Source organism: Pacificoceanicola algae (genome assembly GCF_049341065.1).
Lineage (GTDB): Bacteria > Pseudomonadota > Alphaproteobacteria > Rhodobacterales > Rhodobacteraceae > Pacificoceanicola.
The window spans coordinates 19,766-42,477 of sequence record NZ_JBMPIX010000015.1 but is presented as its reverse complement, the minus strand read 5'-3'; the positions used below and the strand labels follow the sequence as shown (position 1 = coordinate 42,477).

The 22,712-nt window shown below is 60.2% G+C and carries 20 protein-coding genes; 10 read left to right on the top strand and 10 right to left on the bottom strand.

Features of this window, described 5'->3' with window-relative positions:
• Nucleotides 1–60 precede the first annotated feature (60 nt).
• Nucleotides 61–552, bottom strand: a complete 492-nt coding sequence (locus tag ACOYQJ_RS18300; protein WP_422907445.1) for a GNAT family N-acetyltransferase — start codon at nt 550–552, stop codon at nt 61–63.
• Nucleotides 549–1,310 (bottom strand): potassium channel family protein, encoded by a 762-nt coding sequence (locus ACOYQJ_RS18295; RefSeq protein WP_422907444.1) that lies wholly within the window; start codon nt 1,308–1,310, stop codon nt 549–551. The genes ACOYQJ_RS18300 and ACOYQJ_RS18295 overlap by 4 nt, the downstream gene beginning before the upstream one ends.
• 171 nt (nt 1,311–1,481) lie before the next feature.
• Between ACOYQJ_RS18295 and ACOYQJ_RS18290 the strand changes: the two genes are divergently transcribed.
• Nucleotides 1,482–2,354, top strand: a complete 873-nt coding sequence (locus ACOYQJ_RS18290; protein WP_422907443.1) for a DUF1963 domain-containing protein — start codon at nt 1,482–1,484, stop codon at nt 2,352–2,354.
• 24 nt (nt 2,355–2,378) lie between these two features.
• Here the strand turns inward: ACOYQJ_RS18290 and ACOYQJ_RS18285 are convergent, their stop codons facing one another.
• Nucleotides 2,379–3,506, bottom strand: coding sequence for an S-(hydroxymethyl)glutathione dehydrogenase/class III alcohol dehydrogenase (locus ACOYQJ_RS18285; RefSeq protein WP_422907442.1), 1,128 nt, complete (start codon nt 3,504–3,506; stop codon nt 2,379–2,381).
• 172 nt (nt 3,507–3,678) lie between these two features.
• Between ACOYQJ_RS18285 and ACOYQJ_RS18280 the strand changes: the two genes are divergently transcribed.
• Entirely contained in the window at nt 3,679–4,593 is a 915-nt protein-coding gene (locus ACOYQJ_RS18280) for a DMT family transporter (RefSeq protein ID WP_422907441.1), read from the top strand.
• 8 nt (nt 4,594–4,601) lie between these two features.
• On the opposite strand, the gene ACOYQJ_RS18275 is transcribed toward ACOYQJ_RS18280, so the two are convergent.
• The 5 genes from ACOYQJ_RS18275 to ACOYQJ_RS18255 form a co-directional block, all read right to left on the bottom strand.
• The gene (locus ACOYQJ_RS18275) at nt 4,602–5,924 is read right to left on the bottom strand and encodes an NAD(P)/FAD-dependent oxidoreductase (protein WP_422907440.1); all 1,323 of its coding nucleotides are present in this window, start codon (nt 5,922–5,924) and stop codon (nt 4,602–4,604) included.
• Nucleotides 5,921–6,739, bottom strand: coding sequence for an ABC transporter permease (locus tag ACOYQJ_RS18270; protein WP_422907439.1), 819 nt, complete (start codon nt 6,737–6,739; stop codon nt 5,921–5,923). Before ACOYQJ_RS18270 ends, ACOYQJ_RS18275 begins: the two co-directional genes overlap by 4 nt.
• A gap of 64 nt (nt 6,740–6,803) precedes the next feature.
• The gene (locus ACOYQJ_RS18265; protein ID WP_422907438.1) at nt 6,804–7,694 is read right to left on the bottom strand and encodes an ABC transporter permease subunit; all 891 of its coding nucleotides are present in this window, start codon (nt 7,692–7,694) and stop codon (nt 6,804–6,806) included.
• 46 nt (nt 7,695–7,740) lie between these two features.
• A complete protein-coding gene (locus tag ACOYQJ_RS18260; protein WP_422907437.1) occupies nt 7,741–9,102 on the bottom strand; it encodes an ABC transporter ATP-binding protein in 1,362 nt (453 codons plus the stop codon).
• Nucleotides 9,103–9,165: 63 nt separating this feature from the next.
• Nucleotides 9,166–10,248, bottom strand: coding sequence for a polyamine ABC transporter substrate-binding protein (locus ACOYQJ_RS18255; RefSeq protein ID WP_422907436.1), 1,083 nt, complete (start codon nt 10,246–10,248; stop codon nt 9,166–9,168).
• A 154-nt stretch (nt 10,249–10,402) separates the two neighbouring features.
• Between ACOYQJ_RS18255 and ACOYQJ_RS18250 the strand changes: the two genes are divergently transcribed.
• The gene (locus tag ACOYQJ_RS18250; RefSeq protein WP_422907435.1) at nt 10,403–11,071 is read left to right on the top strand and encodes a GntR family transcriptional regulator; all 669 of its coding nucleotides are present in this window, start codon (nt 10,403–10,405) and stop codon (nt 11,069–11,071) included.
• Nucleotides 11,072–11,262: 191 nt separating this feature from the next.
• Entirely contained in the window at nt 11,263–12,666 is a 1,404-nt protein-coding gene (locus ACOYQJ_RS18245; protein ID WP_422907434.1) for an aspartate aminotransferase family protein, read from the top strand.
• A 9-nt stretch (nt 12,667–12,675) separates the two neighbouring features.
• On the opposite strand, the gene ACOYQJ_RS18240 is transcribed toward ACOYQJ_RS18245, so the two are convergent.
• Both ACOYQJ_RS18240 and ACOYQJ_RS18235 read right to left on the bottom strand, forming a co-directional pair.
• Nucleotides 12,676–13,401, bottom strand: a complete 726-nt coding sequence (locus tag ACOYQJ_RS18240; RefSeq protein WP_422907433.1) for a SpoIIAA family protein — start codon at nt 13,399–13,401, stop codon at nt 12,676–12,678.
• Nucleotides 13,402–13,485: 84 nt separating this feature from the next.
• Entirely contained in the window at nt 13,486–13,860 is a 375-nt protein-coding gene (locus tag ACOYQJ_RS18235) for a rhodanese-like domain-containing protein (RefSeq protein WP_422907432.1), read from the bottom strand.
• A gap of 73 nt (nt 13,861–13,933) precedes the next feature.
• Here ACOYQJ_RS18235 and ACOYQJ_RS18230 point away from each other — a divergent pair, with 73 nt between their 5' ends.
• The 6 genes from ACOYQJ_RS18230 to aceF all read left to right on the top strand — a co-directional run bounded on the left by ACOYQJ_RS18230 (nt 13,934) and on the right by aceF (nt 22,711).
• A complete protein-coding gene (locus ACOYQJ_RS18230) occupies nt 13,934–14,056 on the top strand; it encodes a hypothetical protein (RefSeq protein ID WP_422907431.1) in 123 nt (40 codons plus the stop codon).
• Nucleotides 14,057–14,567: 511 nt separating this feature from the next.
• The gene (gene mutL / locus ACOYQJ_RS18225) at nt 14,568–16,403 is read left to right on the top strand and encodes a DNA mismatch repair endonuclease MutL (protein WP_422907430.1); all 1,836 of its coding nucleotides are present in this window, start codon (nt 14,568–14,570) and stop codon (nt 16,401–16,403) included.
• The gene (locus ACOYQJ_RS18220) at nt 16,400–17,572 is read left to right on the top strand and encodes a DNA recombination protein RmuC (RefSeq protein ID WP_422907429.1); all 1,173 of its coding nucleotides are present in this window, start codon (nt 16,400–16,402) and stop codon (nt 17,570–17,572) included. The genes mutL and ACOYQJ_RS18220 overlap by 4 nt, the downstream gene beginning before the upstream one ends.
• Before the next feature lies 1 nt (nt 17,573).
• Complete coding sequence (locus tag ACOYQJ_RS18215; protein WP_422907428.1) at nt 17,574–18,509, top strand: ornithine cyclodeaminase family protein; 936 nt, start codon at nt 17,574–17,576, stop codon at nt 18,507–18,509.
• 266 nt (nt 18,510–18,775) lie between these two features.
• Complete coding sequence (aceE, locus tag ACOYQJ_RS18210) at nt 18,776–21,433, top strand: pyruvate dehydrogenase (acetyl-transferring), homodimeric type (protein WP_422907427.1); 2,658 nt, start codon at nt 18,776–18,778, stop codon at nt 21,431–21,433.
• Between the two features lie 21 nt (nt 21,434–21,454).
• The gene (gene aceF, locus ACOYQJ_RS18205; protein WP_422907426.1) at nt 21,455–22,711 is read left to right on the top strand and encodes a dihydrolipoyllysine-residue acetyltransferase; all 1,257 of its coding nucleotides are present in this window, start codon (nt 21,455–21,457) and stop codon (nt 22,709–22,711) included.
• Nucleotide 22,712: the final 1 nt, after the last annotated feature.

Here is a 22,712-nt window from a genome sequence, read left to right as displayed (position 1 = left end):
CCGGTAAACCGACGTCATACAGCGCGTTTGAGCAAGATCTCGGTGCGGTCGCGATCCTGATCAAGCCAACGCGCGATACATCACCAAAGCATCGACATAGCCCTCGTCGGGGTGCAGAAAGGCCCCCGGCAGGCGGCCCACCACGTCGAACCCGGCGCGTGCCCATGTCTCCACGGCGCGGGTGTTTGTGCTGACCACGAAATTGTACTGCATGGCCCGAAACCCGAACCCGGGCGCGACCTGCAGCGAATGTGCCAGCATCTCGCGCGCAATGCCTTTGCCGCGCGCCGCTGCCGCGGTGACATAGCCGCAATTGCAAACGTGCGTGCCGCCACCCTTTTGATTGCGCACCATGTAGTAGGTGCCCAGCGCCTTGCCGCCGTCCTCGGCCACGAAGACCCGGCGTTCCGGTCCGAACCAATATGCCAGCGCCTCGTCTCTTGGGATATCCGGGTCGATGGCATAGGTGTCGCCGCCGCGAAACACCGGTTCCAGCATGGCCCATACGGCAGGTTTGTCGGCGTCGGTGGCAGGGCGGATGGGAATGCTCATGTCTGGCCCTCAGTCTCGATCCGGATCACTTGACCGCAGTGTTTGCAGTGCACGGCGTCGGCATCATGCAGAACCAGGCCGCAGGTCTCGCAAGGTTGGCGCACCTTGTTGGGGCGGAACAGCACCTGCACCAGCCGCAAGAAAAGCGTCACGCCAAAGATCATCACCAGAACTGAAATCATCCGCCCCGTGGTGCCCGGCAGAGTGATGTCGCCAAACCCGGTTGTCGTCAGCGCTGTCACGGTGAAATAGAGGGCGTCCGCATAGTGGCGGATCTGCGGGTTCACCTTGTGTTGGGTCGCATAGATCAGACCTGTCATCACAAAGATGAACACAGCAAGGTTGAGGATTGCAAAGACCACGTCCTCATTGCGCCTGAAATAAGGAAAATCCAGTTTCAGCCGTTGCGACAACTGATAGGTGCGCAGCAGGCGCAGCGTCCTCAGGATCCGCAGAAAGCCAAGCCCTTCGCCCGCCAAGGGGGCCAGAAAGGACAGCAGGGCAATGACATCGGCCAACGTCGTCAGCCGTGTCAGCAGCCGCATGCGGTTGGTCGAAACCCAGATGCGGGCGGCGAAGTCTGTCAGGATCACCACCCCAAAGAGTGCGTCGATCACCTCGACGACGGTGCCGTGCTGGGTAAAGGAGGTCGCGATCACGAACAGGATCGTTGTGACGTCAAAGATCAGCAGACCATAGCGAAACCTGTGCGCCGTGTCGCTGTCGCCGGCATAAAGCTCGCGCACCTTGTTCTGCATGACCGATCCCTTGAAAAGCGCCTCTAGGACTGTCTCAAAATGCGATCCGGGGCAAGGGCGGCCCGTTAATTCTTCATGCGCGCGTTTCCCGAGATTGCCGCGCGGGGGCCTGAAACTTGCCGGATTTTCAGGCGATCCCCGGGCAAGAAACGCAATCCAGAAAGGGCGCACATGTTTCCGCTTATCGAGTATCCGGCGAAATGGGCCGATCCTGCCGAACATCACCGCGCGCTGGATCCCGGCGAGCTTGAACAGATGCTGGCAAAGGCCACCTACCCGGCGCTGTTCGTGGTGAAAGAGCCCTTTGCCGAAATGCCGGCAAGGACGGGCTGCTGGCTTGGCGGGGCGCCGACGCTGCCACCCGAGATCGCGTGGCCCTGGGTGGCAAGGTATACCGAGGAAGCGACGCACCCGATGCATTTCATTGCCCAGATCAATCTGGCGTCCCTTCCCTTCGGAGAGGATTTCGAACTGATGCCCCGGACCGGCACGCTGTTCTTCTTTGCCGACTACGCGGATCATCTGGAGGGGGTGCCGGGAACAGCGTCGGTGATCTGGGTCGACGGTGATGTCAGCGCCTGTCCGGAGCGTGCCATGCCCGAGTTCCCGGAGGGTTGGAAAGAGCGGACGCTGCTTGATGTGTGCTGGTTCGAAGAGCCAAAGGTCTTTCGCAAATGGCCGGTACACGCCCACAAGTATGAACAGACCGCATGGATGTTTGTCACTCAGGACTTCGCCGATGCCGCGATCGAACGGATTCAGGCGACGGGTAAGGCGCTTAACGAAATCGCCGTTGCCCCTGTAACGGATCCGGACCGGTCTGGGCTGGAGACGGAGCGCAGCGGGCCGGCGGCGCATACGTTTTTTGATTTCTACGGCGATCGGGATGAGCACTTGATGGAGGCGCGTCAGATCCCGCTGTTGCGGTTGGAGTACGACCACGATTGGGGATTCGATTATTCCGAACATCTGGCCTTCTACATCGATTCCGAAGCGTTGAAGGCCCGGGATTTCTCCCGGGCCTTTGCTTGGACCATCATCTAGGGCGGGGACTGTCCCCGCGCGCTTTCAGTAGATCACGACAGAGCGGATGCTCTCGCCCTTGTGCATCAGGTCGAAGGCGTCGTTGATTTTCTCGAGCGGCATGGTGTGGGTGATCATCGGGTCGATCTCGACCTTGCCGTCCATGTACCAATCGACGATTTTCGGCACGTCGGTGCGGCCCTTGGCGCCGCCGAAGGCCGTGCCTTTCCAGACGCGCCCGGTGACAAGCTGGAACGGACGGGTGCTGATCTCGGCGCCAGCAGGAGCCACGCCAATAACCACCGACACGCCCCAGCCGCGGTGCGAACATTCCAGCGCATCGCGCATGACCTTGACGTTGCCGGTGGCGTCAAAGCTGTAGTCGACGCCGCCGATATGGTCGTTGCCGCGCTGGGTCAGCTTGACGATCTCGGCGACGGTGTTCTCGACCTTGGACGGGTTGATGAAGTGCGTCATGCCGAACTTGCGCGCCATTTCCTCTTTGCCGTCGTTCAGGTCGACGCCGATGATCATGTCCGCGCCCGCCATGCGCAGGCCCTGGATCACGTTGAGGCCGATGCCGCCGAGGCCGAAGACGGCGGCGGTCGATCCGATTTCGACGCCTGCGGTGTTGATCACCGCGCCGATGCCCGTGGTCACGCCGCAACCGATGTAGCAGATCTTGTCGAAGGGGGCGTCATCGCGGACCTTGGCGAGCGCAATTTCCGGCATCACGGTGTGATTGGCGAAGGTCGAGCAGCCCATGTAGTGATAGATCGGCGTGCCATCCAGCATCGAAAACCGCGTGGTGCCGTCGGGCATCAGGCCCTGACCTTGCGTGTTGCGGATTGCGGTGCACAGGTTGGTCTTGCCCGACAGGCAGGAATAGCACTCGCGGCATTCCGGCGTGTAGAGCGGGATGACATGATCACCCGGTTTAAGCGTGGTGACGCCTTCACCTACCTCCAGCACAACGCCTGCGCCCTCGTGGCCAAGGATCGAGGGGAACAGCCCCTCGGGATCGGCGCCGGACAGGGTGAACTCGTCGGTGTGGCAAATGCCCGTAGCCTTGATTTCAACCAGAACCTCGCCGGCCTTCGGGCCATCCAGATTCACTTCCATGATTTCCAGAGGCTTGCCTGCCTCCAATGCAACGGCTGCCATTGTGCGCATAACTGTTCCTCCCGCTGGTGAATGACTTTGCGCTGACACTGTCGCAAACCGCGCCCGCCCGCAACACCCAGCAACCACCGGACCGCGCCAAACCCTGAGCGAAGGCTAATGCGGGGCGGGATTGACGCCCCTCTGCGATCAGTACACTCTGCGCCCATCTTCAGGAGCCCTCATGACCCCCCTGCATGGCATCGCGCTCAAGCTTAGCGCGGTTTTCGTTTTCACGATCATGGCCTCGCTCATCAAGGCCAGCTCAGACATCGTCCCCCCGGGAGAAGCCGTCTTCTTCCGGTCATTTTTTGCCATGCCGATCATCATCGCCTGGCTTGCGGCGCGGGGGGATCTGTCCACCGGGCTGAAGGTTCAGCGCCCGATGGGCCATGTCTGGCGCGGGTTGATCGGGGTTTCGGCCATGGGCAGCGGCTTTACCGCGCTGGGGCTTCTTCCCTTGCCCGAGGTTACGGCGCTGGGCTATGCCGCGCCGCTCTTGACTGTGATCTTCGCCGCCATTTTCCTAAAGGAACGCCTGCGCCTTTTCCGAATGAGCGCGGTCGGCCTTGGCCTGATCGGCGTGGTGGTGGTGCTGTGGCCGCGCCTGACGCTGGATGGTCTGGATGATGCGGCGGCGCTGGGTGTTGCCTGCATCCTATTCTCGGCGGTGCTTCGGGCGCTGGCGCAAATCCACATCCGCCGTATGGTCGCGACCGAACCGACAGCCGCCATCGTCTTTTGGTTCTCGATGACGGCGACGCTGTTTTCGCTGCTGACGATCCCCTTTGGCTGGGAATGGCCCGGAACTGCTGGTTTGGTGCAACTGATCAGCGCTGGTCTGATCGGCGGTGTCGGGCAAATCCTGCTGACTTCGTCCTATCGCCATGCCGAAGCGGCGGTTCTTGCGCCCTTTGACTATGCCTCGATCCTGTTTGCCATCCTCTTTGGCTATTTTTTCTTTGATGAAGTGCCGACCGCGATGGTGCTGATTGGATCTGGCATCGTGATGTTGGCCGGGGTGATCATCATCTGGCGTGAACGCCAGCTTGGTCTCAAGCGCGGCAAGGCCCGTGCGGGCATGTCGGCGAAATGGTGAATGCCGCCTTATAGATCCAGAGTTTCGGCGGCCATATAGGCTGGAGCCAAAAGGCTTCGGCGCCAGCTCCCCAAGGGGAACCGTCCCGGAGGCTGGCGCAGAAAGGCAGGGTATGGCCCTTTCGGGGTCGCGCCCAGAATATCATGGGCAATCAGGTGCCCGGCATAGCTGCCCATCGCGACACCATTGCCGTGAAAACCCATCGCTGCGTGCAGCCCGCCGTGTTCGGGCACCGGCCCGACAAAGGGCACGAGCCCCGGCATCATGCAGACAAGCCCGCTCCATTCATGGGTGATCTCGACGTCCCGCCACGCCGGGAAAAGCCCGTGGAAGTCGGCCTTGATCTTGCGCGAAATCGCGGCTTGCGCGCCCGAAGTCGCCTTGAGCCCGCCGCGCATCCCGAACAGGAACCGACCGTTCGGCATCAGCCGGAAGTAATGCAACAATCGGCGGCTGTCATAGGCCATCTGGTCCGACGTCCAGCCTTGCCGTTGCTGTTCCTCGGGGGGGATCGGGCGCGTGACGATCACGCTTGATTGCACTGGCAGATAACGCGCCCGCAGCCAGTCCGGCAAATCTTCGGAGGAATAGCCGTTGGTGGCCAGAACGACATGGCGGGCAGTGATTTCTCCTCCGGGGGTGGTCAGGCGCCAACGGTTGCCGTCGCGGCTCATCGCGGTCACAGGGCTGCTCTGGAAAAGCTCTGCGCCCGCCGTAGCGGTCGCACGCGCCAATCCTGCGTGGTATTTGCGTGGGTTCAGGCCAAAGCCAATCGGCAGGGTCAGCGCGCCGTGCCAAGGGCCGGCCAGCCCCTCATCTGCCAGCGCCTTTTTCGGTGTCAGATGAGCGCCAAGCGCGTGGGCCGTCTCGAAATGTTTGGCTTCTAGCTGCATTTCCAGCCAGCGCCGCGCGTTGTGCGCCAGCTGTGTTTCGCCGCGGGAATGCGCGTCGACCTCGATCTCATGCTTGGAAATCAGCTTTGCGACATGGTCAATCGCAGCTTTCTCGGTCTGCGCCCAATAGTGTGGCGCTTCCGCTCCGAACCGCCGGGCCATCTGCCGGGCGGGCAGTTTGGCGCCGCCAAGACAGCAAAAACCACCGTTGCGCCCGGAGGCGCCGAACCCCGGCGTGCCAGCTTCGAGCACAAGGGTTTCGCGGCCCGCCTGTGCCAGCGTCAGCGCCGCATTCAGTCCGGTAAAGCCACCGCCAATAATCGCAACTTCGGCATTTTGCACGCCGGAGTGTTCGGGCCAGTGGTCTTGCGGAACCGTCTCTGCCCAATAGCACCCGGTCTGCGGGGCATAGGCGGAAGGTTCATAGATGCGCCTCATTCGGAGCGCACGGCGGCCAGTTCATCGCGTGCCTGCGCCACCGCCGCCCGTTTCGAGATCAGCGAAGCAGAAATCACACCCACGGTCACGATTGAAATCAACAGGGTCGAAAGCGCATTGATCTCGGGCGAGACGCCAAGGCGGACGGCAGAAAACACCTTGATCGGCAGGGTCGTGGCGCCGGGGCCGGTGGTAAAGCTGGCGATGACCAGATCGTCGAGCGACAGGGTAAAGGCCAGCAGCCAACCCGAGATCACGGCAGGGGCGATGATCGGCAGTGTCACCAGACGGAATGCCTCGAAGGCTGAGCATCCTAGATCCAGCGCGGCCTCTTCGAGCGAGCGGTCAAAGGCCACGAGGCGCGAAGACACCACCACCGAAACATAGCACATGGCAAAGGTGGTATGGGCAAGAACAACGGTGAATATCCCGCGGTCCAGCCCGATCCCGATGAACAGCAGCAAAAGCGACAGGCCGGTGATGACTTCGGGCATGACAAGCGGGGCGTAGATCATTCCGGAAAACAGCGTGCGCCCCGGAAAGCGGTTGGCCCGGACCAGCACATAGGCCGCCATCGTGCCCAGAACCGTCGCCAGACAGGACGAAAAGAAAGCGACCTTCGCGGTGACCCATGCCGCGTCGAGGAATTCCTCATTCTGCAGCAAGGTGCCGTACCATTTCGTGGAAAAGCCGGCCCAGACGGTGACAAGGCGGCTTTCGTTGAAGCTGTAGATGATGAGGATCACCATCGGCAGGTAAAGGAAGGCAAAGCCCAGCGTCAGCGACGTGGCGTTGAACCAGGAAAACCGTTTCATGCCGGGCCTCCCTTGGTCGGAAAGCGGTGGCGCCGAGGTGTATTGGTCAAGATCAGGAGGCGGGTCATTGTTCGGCCTCGCGCGCTTTTTGTTCGTTCCTCTGGAACAGGATGATGGGGATGATCAGGATCAGCAGCAAAATGACGGCGACCGCCGAGGCAACGGGCCAGTCGCGGTTGGAGAAGAACTCTTCCCACAGGACTTTGCCGATCATCAGGGTTTGCGAGCCGCCAAGCAACGACGGGATGACGAATTCGCCAATCGCGGGGATGAACACGAGGAAGCAGCCTGCAATCACCCCGCCTTTGGAAAGCGGCGCGGTTATCAGCCAAAATGCGGACAGGCGTGAACAGCCGAGGTCTTCGGCGGCTTCGAGCAGGCTGTCGTCGAGTTTTTCCAGCGCCGCGTAAATCGGCAGGATCATGAACGGCAGGTAGGTGTAGACGATGCCGATATAGACCGCGCGGTTGGTGTTCATGATGGCAAGGGGCTCAGAGATCACGCCCGTCCAGAGCAGGAACTGGTTCAGCAGCCCTTCGGTCGAAAGAATGCCCATCCACGAATAGACGCGGATCAGGAACGAGGTCCAGAACGGCAGGATGACCAACATCAGAAGGGTGGGCCGCCATTCGGGCGCGGCGCGGGCCATGCCATAGGCGATCGGGTATCCGACAAGCAGCGTAAGGAAGGTCGAGACAAGCGCGATCTGCAGGGAGCTGAGATACGCCTTCCAGTACAGGTCATCGGTTGTCAGGAAGGTGAAATTCTCGAAATCCAGATCCGAGAAGAAACTGCGCAGCCCCTCCCAGCCAGCGGTCAGATCAAGCTGCGGCGTATATGGCGGGCGGGCCAGCGCGACGTCTGAAAGCGAGATTTTCAGTACGATCACAAAGGGGATCAGGAACAACGCCAGCAACCACAGATACGGCACGGCGATCAGGGTGAAGCGGCGCATCAGACGGCCCTCCCATCCGGGGTGCGCGGTATTTGAGAAAACCCGGTCATTCTTGCAGCACCACGCCCGCGGTGGAAGTGAAGCTGATCCAGACTTCGTCTTCCCAAGTGATATCCCGGCGCGAGATCCGGCGGGTGTTGGTGACTTGCGCCTTTACCATCAAACCGCCCGCCAGCTCGACATGATAGGTCGAGATATTGCCCAGATAGCCGATATCGATGACCTTGCCTTTCAGTGCGTTGGCAGCATCGGGTTTGGTTTTGGCAATGCTGACCTTTTCAGGACGCAGAGCGAGGACGATCTGTTTGCCATCCAGGTCTTGCTCGCCATTGGTGGCGATCACCTTGGGTTGGCCTTCGGCCCAAGTGATCTCGATCCCGCCTTCGGGGGTGTCTGATGCGGCTTCCGGCCTTGGTTTTGCGCTTTCCTCGGGAGAGGGGGCGGGCAGCATGGCCGGGGGCTTTTCGCGCTCGCCCAGAACGGGGGCAAGGATGTTGTCATGCAGCCATTCACCCAAGGCGTTCGGCTGAGGGCGGCGGTCCGGCGTGTTGGTCGGCGCCTTTGCCGGCGCAGGGCTTTCAGATTTCTGCGGCGCCGCTGGTTCGGGCGCGGGCGCAGAGGTGCCTCGGGCGGACGCCGTGCCGCGGATCAGGTTCACGTCGCCGATAAAATCCGCGACGTAGACCGAATTGGGCGCTTCATAGATCACGTCCGGCGTGGCCACCTGAACAATGCGGCCTTCGTCCATGACGGCGACGCGGCTGGCAACGGTCATCGCCTCTTCCTGATCGTGGGTCACGATGACAAAGGTCGTGCCGGTCTTTTCCTGAATGTCCATCAGTTCGAACTGCGTCTCTTCGCGCAGTTTCTTATCCAGCGCGCCGAGCGGTTCGTCGAGCAACAGCAGTTTGGGCGCCTTCGCCAGAGATCGCGCCAAGGCCACGCGCTGACGCTGGCCGCCGGAAATCTGGTGCGGCTTGCGCTTGGCGAATTTGGACAGGCGGGTGAGGCGCAGCATCTCTTCGACACGAGCCTCGATCGCGGCTTTGTCCCTGGACTCGCGGCGCAGGCCAAAGGCGATGTTGTCCCAGACCGAAAGATGCGGAAACAGCGCGTAGCTTTGGAACATCATGTTCACGGCGCGTTTGTTGGGGGGCACGTCGTCGATGCCTTGGCCGTTCAGAAGGATGTGACCTTGGCTGGGGGCTTCAAAGCCGGCCAGCATGCGCATCATGGTTGTCTTGCCGCAGCCTGACGGGCCGAGGAGGGCAAAGAATTCCTTTTCGTATATTTTCAGCGACAGATCGTCGATGGCCGTGAAATCGCCAAAGCGTTTGGTCACCCCCCGGAATTCAATCAGGGGCTTCTGGTTTGGATCATTCCAAGGAGCAAATACACTGTCGGCCATGAGCGTTCCCGCTAGAAGTAAGGCCCGCCCCCCGTGATAGAGGAGCGGGCCGGGTAAAGGGCGTCAGGTGCCCGACTTGATCTTGGTCCACAGACGTGTCGCGACACGCTGCACCTTTGGATCCCAAGGCGTGGTCGTAAAGGTATTGTCCAGCGCCTCGGCGGTTGGGTAGATCGCGGGATCGCCGATCACGTCTTCGACCAGGAACTCTTGCGAGGCCTTGTTGCCGTTGGCGTAATAGACATAGTTCGACGCCGCCGCCATGTTCTGCGCGTCCATGATGAAGTTCAGAAACTTGTGCGCCCCGTCCGGGTTTGGGGCGTCGACGGGAATGGCCATCTCGTCAAACCACATCTGAGCGCCTTCCTTGGGCGCGAAATACCCGATCACCGCGCCATTGTCAGCCTCGGCGGCGCGGTCGCGGGCCTGAAGCACGTCGCCGGACCAGCCTACGGCCACGCAGATGTCTCCATTGGCCAGCCCGTTGATGTATTCCGAGCTGTGGAACTTCTGGATGTAGGGGCGGATCGGCATGAAGACATCTTCGGCCTTGGCAATCACGTCCGGATCGTGGCTGTCGGGGTCTTCGCCGATGTAGTTCAGCGCGGCCGGGATCATCTCGGATGGTGCATCAAGGAAATGCACTCCGCATTCCGCCAGCTTTTCCATGTTCTCGGGTTTGAAGACCAAGTCCCAGCTGTCGATCGGGGCGTCTTCGCCCAGCAGCTCCTTGACCTTGGGAATGTTCACGCCAAGCCCGGTGGTGCCCCACATGTAGTTGATGGCGTATTCGTTGCCGGGGTCATACTTTGCCGTACGATCCGAGATCACATCCCACATGTTGTCGATGTTGGGCAGCTTGGACTTGTCGAGCTTCTGGAAGGCGCCCGCCATGATCTGGCGTTGCAGGAAGGTGCCGGTGGGCACCACGACGTCATAACCAGAACCGCCCGCCAGCATTTTGGTTTCAAGCAGTTCGTTGGAATCGAAAACGTCGTAGATCAGGTCGATTCCGGTTTCTTCTTCGAATTTGGACAGCAGGCTTTCGTCAATGTAGTCAGACCAGTTGTAGACCCGCACCTCTTCTGCGTGGGCCAGGCTGGCGATCATCGCGATGCTCGCTGTGAAACTCATCAGAGTCTTCATGGTGTACTCCCGTTGGACATTGGGGTCTCGTGCCCCTTGGTCCTTGAATTTGATCAAATGTTGACTTGCTTGGCAACCATTTCGATGTTTCCATGCCAAATGACGCGGCGCAAGGTGGCGCGGCATATCGATTGGGCAATGAGGTGCGGGTGTGATGAACTTTCAGGCAGATGGGGTGTCGGGCGCGGGGCTTCCGGTGCATGAACAGGTCTATCGACGCCTGCGTGACATGATTTTGTTTGGTGAGTTGGCTCCGGGGCAAGCTGTGACGATTCAGGGGCTTGTCGATCAACTCGGCTCGGGCATGACCCCTGTCCGGGAGGCGCTGCGCCGTCTGACGGCCGAGGGCGCGTTGGAGGCCTTGGGTAATCGTCGAATCGTCGTGCCCGTGCTGACCGTCAAAGCCGTCAAGGAGTTGACTGGCGCGCGGGTCGCATTGGAACCTTTGCTGGCCCAAAGGGCGGCAGAGCAGATAGATGAGGCAGCAATTGCGCAATTGGCACAAACAGACGAACGTTTGGACCGCGCGATCGCGCAGGGTGATATCGGTCTGTATCTCAAGGAAAATCACCTGTTCCATTCCCAGCTGAACGGGTGTGCCGAAGCGCCTATTCTCACGTCTTTGGTGGATGGTCTGTGGCTGCGTTTTGGCCCGAGTCTGCGCATGGTTTGCGGTCAGGTTGGCACTCGCAACGTTCCCGACCGACACAAAGACCTGCTCGAGGCATTGCGTGACCGCAATGTCGAAGCTGCGGGGCGGGCGATCGCGGATGACGCGGTGCAGGGGATGCATCTGATCAAGCAGGGGCTGACAGGTGGTTGACCGGCGCGATCCAATCGGGCGCGACTCAATGCCCGTTTTGTAGCCATATCTGTCAGGTCCCGGGCGTCGCCGCCACGCCTCGGGCGCGTCTTTGCCAGGAGCCGTACCGCTCAGGGCAGGTATGGCGCGATTCGATTGACAGCGCTGAATTTGATCATATTCTGCCCAAGACCCTTTTTGAGGAGGCCATCATGACCACTTTGTCCACCAACACCCCGACCGCAGAGCTTCAGGCCATCGACGCCGCGCACCATATGCATCCGTTTACGCATAGCGCCGGACTGGCGGCCAAAGGCGCGCGGATCATCACCCGCGCTGATGGTGTTTGGCTGAACGATAGCGATGGCAACCGTATTCTTGACGCGATGGCAGGGCTTTGGTGCGTGAACGTTGGCTACGGTCGCAATGAACTGGCCGAAGCAGCAGCGCGCCAGATGCGCGAATTGCCCTATTACAACACCTTCTTTCAGACCTCGCATGTCCCGGCCATCGCGCTGGCAGAACGGATCGCCAAACTGGCGCCGGGCGATCTGAACCACATTTTCTATGCCTCGTCCGGGTCCGAAGCGAATGACACCAATCTGCGCCTTGTCCGGACCTACTGGGCCGAAAAGGGTCAGCCGCAAAAGCAATGGGTGATCTCGCGCTGGAACGCCTATCACGGATCCTCGGTGGGCTCAGGTTCGCTTGGCGGGATGAAAGGAATGCACGCGCAGGGCGGCATGCCCATCCCCGGAATCGCCTTTATCGACCAGCCGCATTGGTGGGCCGAAGGTGGCGACAAGACACCGGAAGAGTTCGGTCTTGAGCGCGCTCGTCAGCTCGAGGAGAAGATCCTCGAATTGGGCCCCGAGAATGTCGCCGCATTTATCGCAGAGCCCGTGCAGGGCGCTGGTGGTGTGATCGTCCCGCCCGAAACCTACTGGCCCGAAATTCAGCGCATCGTCGATCACTATGGCATCTTGCTGATCGCCGATGAAGTGATCTGCGGCTTTGGCCGGACCGGCAATTGGTTTGGATCGCAAACCATGGGCATCAAGCCTCATATCATGACCATCGCCAAGGGCCTGTCCTCGGGCTATCAGCCGATCGGCGGCAGCGTCCTGTGTGATGAGGTGGCCGAGGTGATCGGCAATTGCGAGTTCAACCACGGCTATACTTATTCAGGTCACCCGGTCGCCTGCGCCGTGGCGCTTGAAAACCTGCGGATTCTTGAGGACGAAAGCATTGTCGACCGCGTTCGCACCGAAACCGGCCCTTACCTGAAAGAGCGCTTCGAAACTCTGACAGACCATCCTTTGGTGGGTGAAGCCAAGATCGTCGGCATGATGGGCAGTCTTGCCTTGACGCCGGACAAAGCGGCCCGCGCGCCCTTTGCCTCTGACGCGGGAACCGTTGGCTTCATTTGCCGTGAGCGCTGTTTCAGCAACAACCTGATCATGCGCCATGTTGGTGACCGCATGATCATTTCGCCGCCGCTTGTCATCTCGAAGGATGAGATCGACACGCTGATCGAACGCGCCTGGCAGAGCCTTGACGAGGCCCATGCCAAGCTGAAGGACGAAGGTCTGATGCAGGCGGCGCCCCGCGCCTGACGGCAGAGTTCAGGCGGCGATCCAGCGTTTCGCCGCCTCGAACTGGTCGGCTGTGAAGTATTCCGTTTCGGCATCGGCGGCCTTGGACAGGATGCGTTCGGCCAGCTTTTGCCAGGCCGCGTCGCCGATGATTGCGGCCTTGTCCAGAACCCCGATGTGATCGCGCACAAGCGACAGGTGTCGGTTGATGGCCGCCAGCCCCTGCCAGCCGTCAAAATCCCGCAGGTCCAGCAGCAGGCGAAACCTGTCGTTGGCGCGGACAAAGGCATTCATGTCCTCGGTTTCGCTTTCATAAACCTCTGGGTCCAGCTTGCCGTGCAGCTGAACCAGCAGAACGCCTCCGCCAAGATCGGTCTGGTGGATCGCGCCAAGGGATTCGACCAGCCAGCGGCGGGCTTCTTCCTCATGGCTCAGCGGAAATATCTGGACGGGGCAGGGCATCAGAATCGAAAAGGCCCGCACCATCCCCGTGATCCAGCCCTTTTCGGCAACCAGTGCGATGCGGTCGAAGCCGTTCCAATGTTTCAGCCCCATTTTCGCATCGTCCATCACGGCGCCAAGGCTGAACGACTCGAACCCCTTGTCGAGCTTGACCAGCAACCTGATGTGGTCGTGGTTTTCGATGACGGTTTCAAGAGCCGGGATGAGGACGTTTTCATAGTCGTCCTCGGTCACCCGGCCCGAGACCTCGACTTCGTACACCCCCGGATGACTGGCGGCGGTTACCTTGATCATGACGTTCCTCCGACGGAATTGGATGCCACGACCATAAGCGTGCGACCTGCGCCGTGCTTTGACACAGGTTAGCCGCCGGGGGCATCAATCCACGCGGTGCGGTGCGCCGGTGGCCATATTGGTGCCGATGTAGGGTAGCTTTGCCCCTTTCCACGCGCCAAAGCCGCCCTCCATGTGGGCGATACGGGCCAGCCCTGACTCAATCGCCAAGCGCGCCATCTTTTCAGACCGCGCACCCGATCCGCAGTGCAGCACAATTTTCTTATCGCTCTGGCCGGGCAGGGCATCGGGTTTGAAAAAGGCCAGAGGCATCAGCAACGCCCCTTCGACATGCTCGAACATGTATTCCTGGGGCGTGCGAACATCGATCAGGACAATTTTGTTTTCCTTCATCGCCTTGGCCACTTCCTCGACCGTCCATGTTTCAAATATGGCTTGTCCGACTTCTTCGCTTTTCATGTGAGGGTCTCCTTCAGACGACATTCGCGCACAAGTTTGAGTATACATATCTCAGCCAATTGAGCGTGAGAAAATGCTGATCCTCGACCGCCACGGCGATCCGGTCACGGAACAGGATGCTGGTGGCGTCCGATTCACCGGTTCTTACCGAAAAACCGAAGAGGGGTTGGCCCAAGCTGCGATGAAAGGTCAATGAAATGCACAATATAGTGCCAAGCCGATGCTCGAAGTGTCACGCCGCCGAGCCGGTCCATGATCGCCAGTTTTGGCGCCCAAGGGCGTCAGTCTGGAACTTGAGGCGCAGATCGCCGGAAATGCAGTGGCAATCTACAGGCGCTCAGGAATTGCTCGCGCCGCGCCCTCTGCCAATCTGGCAAGGACGGAGGAAAAGCGCGCCGCAATCCGCAAAAGGGTCAGTCGACTTTGCGCACCGGCGAATAGGGGCGGAACCAGGTTTTGGCAAAGGCTTCGCCATACACATTGGCAATGGTTTCAAACGTAATCAACGGCACTAGCATCATATTCTCCTACGAGTTTTGTGACTGCTCGCCTTAACTATACCGAAATAAAGTAACCAAGTATCTAAGACTTTTGGTCTATTGTTTCGAAGATGGTATTCCATCTGCGTTTCGCCAAGGTTTGAGTGTCGCGGAACTTTTCGAAAACACCCGTTTCAGAATCGCGGCAGCTTTGCTAGGTTTTGTGGTATGAACAGCCACGTCCCCAATATGCGCCCAGTTATCCGTCAGTTGGACGATGCTGCGATCAATCGGATCGCCGCAGGTGAGGTCGTAGAACGGCCTGCTTCAGCGGTGAAGGAACTGGTCGAAAATGCCATCGACGCGGGCGCGCGGCGCATTGGCATAGAAATCGCGGACGGTGGCAAGACCCTGATCCGGGTCACCGATGACGGCTGCGGAATGACGGGCGCGGAACTTCCGCTTGCTTTGTCGCGCCACGCTACGTCCAAGATTGACGGGACCGACCTGCTCAACATCCACTCGTTCGGCTTCCGAGGCGAAGCTTTGCCGTCGCTTGGCGCTGTCGGGCGGCTGACCATTCAAAGCCGGGCGCGCGGCGCCGAAGCGGCCGAGCTTTCGGTCAGTGGTGGCGCGATGGAGGCTGTCAAACCCTGCGCATTGAACGCGGGAACCGTCGTCACCCTGCGTGATCTGTTCTATGCAACACCAGCGCGGCTCAAGTTCTTGCGCACCGATCGCGCCGAAATGCAGGCGGTCAGTGATGTGATCAAACGCCTTGCAATGGCCGAGCCGTCGATCGGGTTTTCGCTGCGCGATGTGTCCGGAGGCAATGATCGGGTGAGCTTTAGCGTCGATCCAGAAAGCGGTGATCTTTTTGATGCCCTGCGCGGGCGCTTGTCGCGCGTCATGGGCGCCGAGTTCGTCGAGAATGCCCTTCCCATCGACGCCGCGCGCGAGGAATTTCGCCTGACGGGCTATGCCGCGCTGCCAACCTATTCGCGCGGAACAGCAGTGGCGCAATATCTGTTCGTCAACGGCCGTCCGGTGCGGGACAAGATGCTGATCGGCGCCTTGCGCGGCGCCTATCACGACTTTCTGTCGCGCGACCGTCACCCGGCTGTGGCGCTTTTTGTCGATTGCGATCCGCACAAAGTAGACGTGAACGTGCATCCCGCCAAATCCGAGGTGCGTTTTCGCGACCCCGGGGTGGTGCGCGGGCTGATCGTCTCGGCCCTGCGGCATGCCTTGGCCGAAGCGGGGCATCGCGCTTCCTCGACCGTGGCGAATGCGACCCTTGGCGCCATGCGCCCCGAGCCTGTGCCGCCGCGCGTCTACCAGATGGACCGCCCCAGCTCCTTTGCCCGCGCCGCATCTTACGCCGCTCAGGCGCCTGAGCAGGGCTTTGCAGAATTGGCGCGGGAATACTCTGGTCGCTTGGTCGATGACGTTTTGCCATCGGACGACATGGCCCCAGTCGAAGCGCTTCCGTTGGGCGCCGCGCGCGGGCAGGTGCATGAGAACTACATCATTGCCCAGACCGAAACCGGCATGGTTATCGTTGACCAGCACGCGGCGCATGAACGTCTGGTCTATGAAAAACTAAAACGCCAGATGGCGGAAAACGGCGTGGCCGCTCAGGCGCTTTTGATCCCCGAGGTGGTGGATCTGTCGCCGGGCGATCGCGATGCGCTGTTGTCTGTGGCCGAGGATCTGACGCGCATGGGGCTGACGCTTGAGCCGTTCGGCGGCGGTGCTGTCGCTGTGCGCGAAACGCCAGCGATCCTTGGGGAAGTGAACGCGAAAAAACTGCTCGAAGACATTCTGGATGAGCTTTCAGACCTTGGTCAAAGTCAGCTTGTTCAGGATAAGATCGAGGCTATCCTCAGCCGCGTCGCCTGTCACGGCTCGATCCGGTCGGGTCGCCGTATGCGCGCCGAGGAAATGAACGCCCTGCTGCGCGAGATGGAGGCGACGCCGCATTCCGGCCAGTGCAACCACGGGCGCCCCACATATGTGGAACTCAAACTGTCGGACATAGAGCGTCTGTTCGGTCGCACATGATCCAGATCGGGCAAGCGAGTTTTGCGCTGAACGACCCCTTGGTGCTGGCGGGGCTTGGCGGCGCCACGGTGCTTTTCATCTTCTTTATACTGCTGATCCTTGCCGTGCGCGGTGCCAGCCGTTCGGCCCGCGCTATCGAGCCATTGGCCTATCAGATGGGATCGCTGGCTCAGCGGGTTTCGGGGTTGTCGGATGGTCAGGAAAGGCTTGCGGGCGGGCTGCACCACGTTTCGGAAGCGCAGGCCACAAGCCAGACCGCCATGCTGCAACTGATGGAGCAACGCTTGGCCGAGGTTCAGGAACGGATGAGCGAGAACCTGCACGGTTCGGCCCGACGCACGGCGCGGTCGCTGGGGGAATTGCAGGAGCGGCTTCAGGTCATCGACAAGGCGCAGGCGAACATCACCAAACTGTCTGGCGACGTGTTGTCGTTGCAGGACATCTTGTCGAACAAGCAGACGCGCGGCGCCTTTGGGGAAATCCAGCTGCATGACATCGTGCAAAAGGCGCTGCCTTCGGACAGCTATACCTTGCAGGCGACGCTTTCGAACGGTCGCCGGGCTGATTGTCTGATCCACCTACCAAACCCGCCCGGCCCGATTGTCGTGGACGCCAAATTTCCGCTTGAAGGCTACGAGGCCCTGCGCCGCGCCGAAACGCCCGAGCAGATGACCCGTGCGGCGCAACAGTTGCGCATCTCGTTGCGTCGGCACATCCGCGATATCTCGGACCGGTACATCATCGAAGGCGAAACCGCCGATGGTGCGCTGATGTTCCTGCCCTCCGAAGCGGTCTATGCCGAGTTGCACGCCAATTTCCCCGAACTGGTGCGCGAAGGCTTTGCCGCGCGGGTCTGGATCGTGTCACCGACCACCTGCATGGCCACGCTCAACACCATGCGGGCGATTCTGAAGGACGCGCGTATGCGCGAACAGGCCGGAGCGATCCGCAAGGAATTGCACCTGCTTTATGCGGATGTGGATCGGCTGGGCGTCCGCGTTGCGAACCTTGATCGCCATTTCGGACAGGCCTCTAAGGACATCGAGGAAATCAAGATCAGCGCCGACAAGGCGGGCAAGCGCGCGCGGAGACTGGATAACTTTGACTTTGAGGAACTTGCGGGCGAAGGTGAGGCGGAAATTGTACCGCTAACAAAGCCCGGAGAGTAATATGCCCTTTGCCCCCAAAGTCCTGAGTGACGAAGATCTCAAAGCGTTGGGATTGGGGCCAAAAGACATTGTCGAAGCGATCAGCAAGGCCATCCGCGACAAGGCGGCGGGGCGGCTGATCACCACGCCAAAATCGGTGATTCAACCCGGCGATGGCCGTTATATGATGTCCACTCTTGCCACGGGTGAGGGGCCGGATGTGACCGTGGTCAAGGCTGTGACCGTATGCCCGGACAATCCGGCGCGTGGATTGCCCTCGATCACAGGGGCGATCATGGTGCTGGATGCGCACACCGGGGAATGCCTTGCACTGATGGACGCCGAGTGGATCACCGGGGTGCGAACGGCTGGTTTGTCAGCTGTGGCAGCGGGGCCATTGGCTGACCCGCAGTCGAAAGTGATGAGCTTTGTCGGTTGCGGCGTGCAGGCGCGCTCGCATCTTGAGCTGTTTGCCGGTCTGTACCCGTTGAAAGAAATACGCCTGTCAGGGCGGGGGCAGGCCAATATCGACGCGCTGTGCGAAATGGCCGAGGGTTTGGGCTTAACGGCCAAGGTCTGCGAGACACCGGATCAGGCGCTGGACGGGGCTGATATTGTTGTCAGCTCCATCACCATCACCTATTCCGGCGCGCCCTTCCTTGACGCACGGCTAATGAAGCCGGGCGCGCTGGCCATTGTCACTGACGCGGCCAAACCGTGGATGCGCGAGACATTCGACGCCTTCGAAACCGTAGTGGTCGATGATAGAGAGCAAGAAGAAAACATGCCCGATCCGGTTGTCCCGCCCGCGCAGATCGCCGCCGATCTGACCGAGCTTTTGGACAAAGGCATCACACTTGGGCAGGGGCCACGCGCTTTTATGTTCCGGGGAATCGCTGCGGGGGATTACGCTTTGGCGGCGCGATTGTGGATGGCTTGCGGCGGTCGCCCTAGCTGAATGGTGGGCCGGAAGGAAAGAAGATTGCGTCTGAAAGCACGGCTGTGGTGGATTGTTTAACATTGAACTATAGCCATGCGCGCGGTGCATGGAAGTTATGCACTGTTTGGGCTGCCTTAGAGTAAACTGGGTTGCTAGACACGCCGCATCGTTTGCTGAGCCATGGGAGGGGCCGGTAGACTGACAATCACCTCCCACTGAAATTCAATATGGTTTAGCGTTAAACCAATATCGCGCTCACTTGCGCAGAAGAAGGGAAGAGGCACATGAAAGACACTCCCCAGGATATCGACCCGGTCGAAAGCCAGGAATGGCAAGAGGCGGTCGAAGACGTTATTGAACGCGACGGTGCCGACCGCGCGCATTTCCTTTTGGACAAGGCCGTTCAACGTGCCCGCGCCGCCGGGGCGAAACTGCCGTTTTCGTCCACGACGCCCTACCAGAACACCATCTCGCCGGATGACGAAGTCGACATGCCCGGCGATCACGAGATGGAATGGCGCATCCGCACCATAAACCGCTGGAACGCCATGGCGACGGTGGTCAAGCGCAACAAGGAAAGCAGCGAATATGGCGGGCATATCGCCTCTTTCGCTTCGTCCGCAGCGCTTTATGATGTGGGCCTGAACCACTTCTGGCGTTCCAAATCCGCAATCCACGGCGGCGACCTGGTATTCTTCCAAGGCCACGTTGTTCCCGGGATCTATGCGCGGTCGTTCATGGAAGGGCGGATCAGCGAAGAAGAGCTGAAGAACTTCCGTTCCGAAGTCGCAGGCGGTGGCCTGTCGTCTTATCCGCACCCATGGTTGATGCCGGAATACTGGCAGTTCCCGACGGTCAGCATGGGCCTTGGCCCGCTGATGGCGATTTATCAGGCCCGTTTCATGAAGTACCTGCACAATCGCGGGCTGATCGACGCTGGTGACCGTAAGGTCTGGGCCTTCCTTGGCGATGGCGAGATGGACGAACCGGAAAGCCAAGGCGCCATTTCCCTCGCCGCGCGCGAGGGGCTTGATAACCTGATCTTCGTGGTGAACTGCAACTTGCAGCGGCTTGATGGTCCGGTTCGCGGCAATGGCAAGATCGTTCAGGAACTCGAAGGCAACTTCCGCGGCTCTGGCTGGGACGTAATCAAGCTGCTTTGGGGCAAGGGCTGGGATCAGCTGCTTGAAAAGGACACCTCGGGCAAGCTGCGTCAGTTGATGGATGAAACCATCGACGGCGATTATCAGACCTTCAAGTCGAAGGATGGCGCCTATATCCGCGAGCATTTCTTTGGCAAATACCCTGAGACGGCGGAGCTGGTAAAAGACTGGACCGACGATCAGATCTGGGCGCTGCGCCGTGGCGGCCATGACCCAAAGAAGGTCTACAATGCCTTCATGCGGGCCACCAAAGCGGATGGACAGCCGACCGTTCTGCTGGTCAAGACCGTCAAAGGCTATGGCATGGGCACCGCTGGCGAAGGCCAGAACACCACGCACCAGCAAAAGAAGATGCAGTTCGACCAGCTCAAGGCGATGCGCGACCGGTTCAAGATTCCGGTCACGGATGCGGAGCTTGAAAAGGACGTCCCCTTTGTGACCCTGAACAACGCGCAAAAGGCCTATCTGGCCGAGCGTCGCAAAGAGCTGGGCGGGTCCTTCCCCAAGCGCGAAACCCAAAGTGACAAGTTGGAAATTCCGACGCTGGACAAGTTCAAGGGCCAGCTTGAATCGACGGGTGACCGCGAAATCAGCACGACGATGGCCTTTGTCCGCATCCTGACGACGCTGCTGCGCGACAAGAAGATCGGCAAGCAGGTCGTCCCGATCGTGCCGGACGAATCCCGCACCTTCGGGATGGAGGGATTGTTCCGCTCTGTGGGCATCTACAACCCTCTGGGGCAGCACTACACCCCCGAAGACCGCGACCAGATGATGTACTACAAGGAATCGCTGGACGGTCAGGTGCTGCAAGAGGGCATCAACGAAGCGGGCGCGATGGCCGATTGGATCGCTGCGGCGACGGCCTATAGCAACCACGGCGTTCCGATGATCCCGTTCTTCATCTACTACTCGATGTTCGGGTTCCAGCGGATCGGCGATCTGGCATGGGCCGCTGGCGACAGCCGGGCGCGGGGCTTTATGCTGGGCGGCACCGCCGGGCGGACCACGCTGAACGGCGAGGGCCTGCAGCACGAAGACGGCCACAGCCACATTTTGGCAAGCACCGTCCCGAACTGCATCAGTTATGATCCGACCTTCAGCTACGAAGTCGCGGTCATCGTGCAGCACGGTTTGAAACGGATGTTCGAAGATCAGGAGGACGTGTTCTTTTACCTGACTCTGATGAACGAGAACTATCAGCATCCCGAAATGCCGATGGGCTCTGAAGAGGGCATCATCAAGGGCCTGTACCGCATGACCAAGACGGCGAAGCCTGCGAAAAAGCATGTGAACCTGATGGGCTCGGGTACGATCCTTGTACAGGCGATCAAGGCTGCAGAAATGTTGAAAGAGGACTTTGGCGTGACCTCGGATATCTGGTCGGCCACCTCTTTGAACGAGCTGGCCCGCGATTGTCAGGATGCAGCACGTTTCAACCGGCTCAACCCCTTTGCCGAGCCGCGCAAGGCCTATGCCGCTGAGCTGCTCGAAGGTGTCAAAGGGCCGATCATCGCCGCCACCGACTACATGAAGAACTACGCCGAGCAGATCCGCGGCTGCGTTCCGGGCCGGTTTACGGTTCTCGGCACTGACGGCTTTGGCCGGTCGGACAGCCGGGTGAACCTGCGTCGGCACTTTGAGGTGGATGCGAACCATATCGCCGCTGCCGCCATGGTTGATCTGTGGCGCGAAGGCGTGGTGGGCGACAAGGACCTCGAGAAGGCTTTGAAGAAATACGACATAGACGGCGGCAAGCCGAACCCGCGCTTGGCATAAGCGGGAACGAGGAGAAAACAGATGACAACAGAAGTTAAAGTTCCCGATATCGGCGATTTCAACGATGTGCCTGTGGTGACCGTTCTGGTCAGCGTTGGTGACACGATTGCGGTGGAAGATCCGATTGTTGAGCTGGAGTCAGACAAGGCGACGATGGAAGTTCCGTCTTCGCACGCTGGCGTGGTCAAAGAGATCAAGGTTGCCGAAGGTGACAAGGTTTCCGAAGGCGCCGTGATCCTGATCATCGAAGCCGACGGCGCAGGCGCAGCCCCCGCCGAGGAAGCGCCGAAAGCCGCTGCTGCTGCTCCGGCACCTGCCGCCGCCGCCGCACCTGCTGCTGCCCCCGCGCCGGTGACGGATGCCGGTTTCTCCAAGGTCCATGCCTCGCCATCCGTTCGGGCCTTTGCCCGCCGGGTCGAGGTCGATCTGAACACGGTGAACGGCACAGGTCGCAAGGGTCGCATCCTGCGCGAAGACGTGGAAAAGGCGATGAAATCCGCCGTTGTTCCTGCTGCTGGCGGTGGCGCGGTACAGGGCGGCATGGGCATCCCGCCGATCCCGGCTGTGGATTTCTCCAAATTCGGCCCGATCGAAGAAGTGGAAATGCCGCGGATCAAGAAGATCTCCGGTCCCGCTTTGCACCGCTCTTGGCTGAACATCCCGCACGTCACCCACAACGACGAGGCGGACATCACCGATCTGGACAAGTATCGCAAGGAGATGGACACTCAGGCCAAGGAAGACGGCTATCGTGTGACGCTGTTGTCCTTCGTGATCAAGGCCAGCGTTTCTGCGCTCAAGCAACACTGGGAGTTCAACAGCTCGATCCATCCTGATGGCGACAAACTGATCAAGAAGGACTTCTACAACATCGGCTTTGCAGCAGACACGCCGAACGGCCTGATGGTGCCGGTGATCAAGGACGCGGACCGCAAAGGTCTGGTCGAGATCTCCAAGGAGTTGATGACCCTGTCCAAAGCCGCCCGCGATGGCGAGTTGAAGTCCAAGGACATGCAGGGCGCGACCTTCACCATCTCGTCGCTTGGCGGCATCGGGGGCACCAGCTTTACCCCCATCGTCAATGCGCCCGAAGTGGCGATCCTTGGCCTGACCCGCAGCAAAATGGCGCCGGTCTGGAATGGCGAGGAATTCGTTCCGCGCCTGATGCAGCCGCTGTCGCTGTCCTATGATCACCGTGCCGTCGACGGCGCCTTGGCCGCCCGGTTCACCGTGACGCTCAAGACGCTGCTTGGCGATATGCGCAAGTTGATGTGGTAAG

Coding starts and splice junctions, on each gene's coding strand:
- ACOYQJ_RS18300 (WP_422907445.1), bottom strand. CDS start 552: ATGAGCATTCCCATCCGCCCTGCCACCGACGCCGACAAACCTGCCGTA.
- ACOYQJ_RS18295 (WP_422907444.1), bottom strand. CDS start 1,310: ATGCAGAACAAGGTGCGCGAGCTTTATGCCGGCGACAGCGACACGGCG.
- ACOYQJ_RS18290 (WP_422907443.1), top strand. CDS start 1,482: ATGTTTCCGCTTATCGAGTATCCGGCGAAATGGGCCGATCCTGCCGAA.
- ACOYQJ_RS18285 (WP_422907442.1), bottom strand. CDS start 3,506: ATGCGCACAATGGCAGCCGTTGCATTGGAGGCAGGCAAGCCTCTGGAA.
- ACOYQJ_RS18280 (WP_422907441.1), top strand. CDS start 3,679: ATGACCCCCCTGCATGGCATCGCGCTCAAGCTTAGCGCGGTTTTCGTT.
- ACOYQJ_RS18275 (WP_422907440.1), bottom strand. CDS start 5,924: ATGAGGCGCATCTATGAACCTTCCGCCTATGCCCCGCAGACCGGGTGC.
- ACOYQJ_RS18270 (WP_422907439.1), bottom strand. CDS start 6,739: ATGAAACGGTTTTCCTGGTTCAACGCCACGTCGCTGACGCTGGGCTTT.
- ACOYQJ_RS18265 (WP_422907438.1), bottom strand. CDS start 7,694: ATGCGCCGCTTCACCCTGATCGCCGTGCCGTATCTGTGGTTGCTGGCG.
- ACOYQJ_RS18260 (WP_422907437.1), bottom strand. CDS start 9,102: ATGGCCGACAGTGTATTTGCTCCTTGGAATGATCCAAACCAGAAGCCC.
- ACOYQJ_RS18255 (WP_422907436.1), bottom strand. CDS start 10,248: ATGAAGACTCTGATGAGTTTCACAGCGAGCATCGCGATGATCGCCAGC.
- ACOYQJ_RS18250 (WP_422907435.1), top strand. CDS start 10,403: ATGAACTTTCAGGCAGATGGGGTGTCGGGCGCGGGGCTTCCGGTGCAT.
- ACOYQJ_RS18245 (WP_422907434.1), top strand. CDS start 11,263: ATGACCACTTTGTCCACCAACACCCCGACCGCAGAGCTTCAGGCCATC.
- ACOYQJ_RS18240 (WP_422907433.1), bottom strand. CDS start 13,401: ATGATCAAGGTAACCGCCGCCAGTCATCCGGGGGTGTACGAAGTCGAG.
- ACOYQJ_RS18235 (WP_422907432.1), bottom strand. CDS start 13,860: ATGAAAAGCGAAGAAGTCGGACAAGCCATATTTGAAACATGGACGGTC.
- ACOYQJ_RS18230 (WP_422907431.1), top strand. CDS start 13,934: ATGCTGATCCTCGACCGCCACGGCGATCCGGTCACGGAACAGGATGCT.
- mutL (WP_422907430.1), top strand. CDS start 14,568: ATGAACAGCCACGTCCCCAATATGCGCCCAGTTATCCGTCAGTTGGAC.
- ACOYQJ_RS18220 (WP_422907429.1), top strand. CDS start 16,400: ATGATCCAGATCGGGCAAGCGAGTTTTGCGCTGAACGACCCCTTGGTG.
- ACOYQJ_RS18215 (WP_422907428.1), top strand. CDS start 17,574: ATGCCCTTTGCCCCCAAAGTCCTGAGTGACGAAGATCTCAAAGCGTTG.
- aceE (WP_422907427.1), top strand. CDS start 18,776: ATGAAAGACACTCCCCAGGATATCGACCCGGTCGAAAGCCAGGAATGG.
- aceF (WP_422907426.1), top strand. CDS start 21,455: ATGACAACAGAAGTTAAAGTTCCCGATATCGGCGATTTCAACGATGTG.